The following is a 3,201-nucleotide window of genomic DNA, read 5'->3' on the forward strand; positions in this document are numbered from 1 at the left end:
GGGATCCGGCAGCTTCAATCACGAACGGGCGAAATTGTTGATGCTGGACGAACTTGGCAAATCCGACGTCCCCATCGCCGTAAAGGTCGTTGTGTTCAAGAAAACAAAGCACTGACAGTAGGGGACCCGAGATGCATTGAAATAGATGGGTTCGAGTTGCGAGGGACAGAACTCCATTTCCGATGCCAATTTAATAACGCGTGGTGCAGAAGAAAAATTCTGCACCACGAGTGCTCATGACGCGATAAGGTTGCGTTTTCTATTTCTGAACGGAGGATTCCCTGACGGCTGGGACAGCAATCGCATTTGCCGTCGAAACGTCGGACTTGGATGTCGGCTGACGAGGGGGGATCTTGAACTCGTTGTCTCCTTTCAGCAGCCCAAACGTCTTCAGCAACTGCAGACTCGGAAGAGCCTGCTCCATCGCCGTACCTGAATTTTCTTGCAGCGATTCGGGCGACAGTATCACGGTGTCGGGAACCTGCAGCTTTCGCAGTGCCGCGGTAACCGCTTCAATCTCCTTGACCTGGATTTCCCCCAAACCGCGATCTCGGTCGGAAATCGCACCGGCGATTTCGATCTCCTGTTCCCGAGCCTTCGCACCGATCTCGGCCGCGAGCTTTTCGTTCTCAGCGATCTGCGACTTGACATCGGCGATCTTTTGAAGCGTCTCCTGGAGTTTCTTCTCCACGACGGCGACCAAGGCTTTTGTCTCGGCTTCGACGCGGAGTGTCTCTTTGATTGTCAGTTCTTTTTCCTGAGTCGTTTCTGCCTGTATTCGTTTCTCGGCCCGGTCTTTTTCCGCAGTCCATTGCTCTTCGGCAATCTCACGTTCCCCTTGGGCAACGCGCTTGAAGCGTTCCTGCACGTTCTGGATCGTTGCCGCTTTGGACTGCTCCGCCTGGAGATAGAGCTGCTTTTTGGCACTGAATTTCTTAACGGTCTCTTCGTCGTAGTCTGTGTCGAGAATGGAAAACTGGAGAACCTTCATGCCGTACTGCTCAAGCGCGGACGGGGACGAGATCACCCCCTTGCCCGTGACGGGATCACGTACGATTTCCGCCGCCATCACCGTCTCGGAAGCAGAGATCGATCTTTCTTCCAGAACACTGCCAATGGCCTGTCGACCTGGCTCTACTTTCGCGACGAGGACTTCCGTCGTTCCGCCGGTCGCAGGTTCGTCGGACGCCAGACTTTGCTCATTCCCTTTCTTCATCGCCTTCAGCATGGTCGAGACGCTGGTATTGGTCTTCAGCACCACCGGCTTCATCGCAAACATGCCATCTTTCAATTGAGAGTTTACTTCGTGCCAGAACTCCCCTTTGCGGGCACTCTGGTTTTCGGTGGAACTCATGATCGGTCCCGTTTGCTGAATCACGTTTCGGACGGCCGATCTCACGGCATTCCTCGCGTTGGCGACGTTACCCGTAAACTGCCGATGAAACTCTCGCTGCTTCTGAACCAGCGTTTCCATCAACTGAGGATCTGCCTCTTCCGCTTCAGAAGGGCAGGGGGTTGTTACTCGGACGACCCAAGAAAGATCCGCCGTTCCGCCATCGTTGAACCAGGCTTTGACGGAATCATCACCGGGCGATTCCGGGCGAGAATCTTTCGTCCCATAAACGCTGATCATGCGGGGATAGGTGGTGATCCGCGCGAAATAGGTCGGGTACCAGCCCGGTCGATTACGAATTTCCACCTGCCCGTTCGGATATTGCAGCACCTGCCAGTGGTCGGCCTGGTTCTTGGCAAAGAAGGTCGCAAATAACACGAACAGAAACGTGATACTGAATCCAGACACCAGTACGCTTCGACTGAGAATGTGAGATTTCATCGCCGTAATTCCTTCGTGAGAAGCCCATTCAGTAATGCGCAACGGTTGACGCTGTCCGTCCGTCTGCTGACTTCAATGTCCCGATGGCAAAACATGCTGCCAGCACATCGCCCGTCGAGAGTCTGTCTGACGGAGTTGATTACTCGATGACGATCCGGGCACTTACCCGGATCGTCATCGCCAGCGAGCGGTTGACTCGGAAGCACCACCTCAGGGCCCCGTGCGTCCCTCTGTTTTTAATTGCTGAAGCATGATGAGGTTCATCAGTGTCTCATTTGTCGAAGACCCAGCTCCGCCAGGGCGTGATTTGCTATCCCCCAGAATGACTGTCCGCGGCGAGGGTATTTCTGCGATCGATTTCGCAATCGCCGCATTCCTCTGCATCCGCATTTCCGCCAGCATCTGTTCCCGTTCCGACAGGGCTCCTCCCTGATCCAGTTTGGCTCGCGTTGCTTCGCTCAAGGAAATCAGGGACTTTGCTTCGGCTTCCGCAATCTTGACGGCGATTTTGGATGTCTCAAGTTCAGTCATCACCTGTTTCAATTTTTCCCCGGCGACTGCCACGGCCTGTTCCGCGACGGTGATCTGTTCGCGTTGATTGATTTCTTTCACGTCCAGGTCTTTCTGGGCACTGACCAGGATCCCTTTCTTGGTCTTCTGCTGTTCGGCTTCGACGTTCGCAACGGCAAGCCGTCCTTTCTCGACGACTTCCTGCAGTTTCTGGTGTTCTTTTTCAACCCCCGCCTTGGCCTCTTCTGCCAACTGATATGAGTTTCGTTTGGCGTTGATCTGCGTCACGGTGTCGGGATCGTAGATCGTGTCCGTCTGGTTGTACTGGACAACGGTGATACCGTACTCCGTCAAAGGAGAGACAGCAGCGAGAACTGGTTGGCCTTGGGCATCACGTTTGATTCGCGTCAGATACTGGACATCCTGATCGTCGCCGAACCCGTCAAGTTTCTCTCCACGCTCAATCTTCTGCTTCACCCTTTCCATCGTGTAAAGGCCTTTGCTCAACTGGTCGGAAACGACCTGGTAGAACTCCGCTTTGCGTTGGGACTGGTGCTCTGAACCAGACATCAATGGCCCGGTATTCTTCAGACAGTTGATCAGGTGGTGACCGATCGCTTCCCGAATTGCCGCTTCACCCCCCTCACCGAAATGCCGGTGCAATTGGATGCGTTTCTCTCGCGTGACAGGCATCTGAAACTTGAGGTGATTGGACATGAATCCCCAGCCACCGTCATTGAAAGTCACACGAACGGACGTGTCGACATGCCGGGACGATTCCTTGCTCATCGGATCACCGGACTTCGAAAGATAAGTGTCGACATAGCGGGGATAAGTAAAGACCTGCCCGAATGCCT

The 3,201-nt window shown here is 54.2% G+C and carries 1 protein-coding gene and 1 pseudogene; both read right to left on the bottom strand.

Annotated elements, in window-relative coordinates:
- Positions 1 to 259: 259 nt before the first annotated feature.
- On the bottom strand, positions 260 to 1,834 hold the full coding sequence (locus VGE80_RS18800; protein ID WP_440593727.1) for a hypothetical protein: 1,575 nt from the start codon (positions 1,832 to 1,834) through the stop codon (positions 260 to 262).
- Positions 1,835 to 2,044: 210 nt separating this feature from the next.
- Positions 2,045 to 3,201: pseudogene (locus VGE80_RS18805) on the bottom strand (hypothetical protein); the annotation flags it as partial.

Origin of the sequence: Schlesneria sp. (assembly GCF_036405755.1) — a bacterium.
Classification (GTDB): domain Bacteria; phylum Planctomycetota; class Planctomycetia; order Planctomycetales; family Planctomycetaceae; genus Schlesneria; species Schlesneria sphaerica.

Excerpts from the sequence above, each read along its gene's own strand:
- VGE80_RS18800 (WP_440593727.1), bottom strand. The coding sequence starts at position 1,834 with ATGAAATCTCACATTCTCAGTCGAAGCGTACTGGTGTCTGGATTCAGT.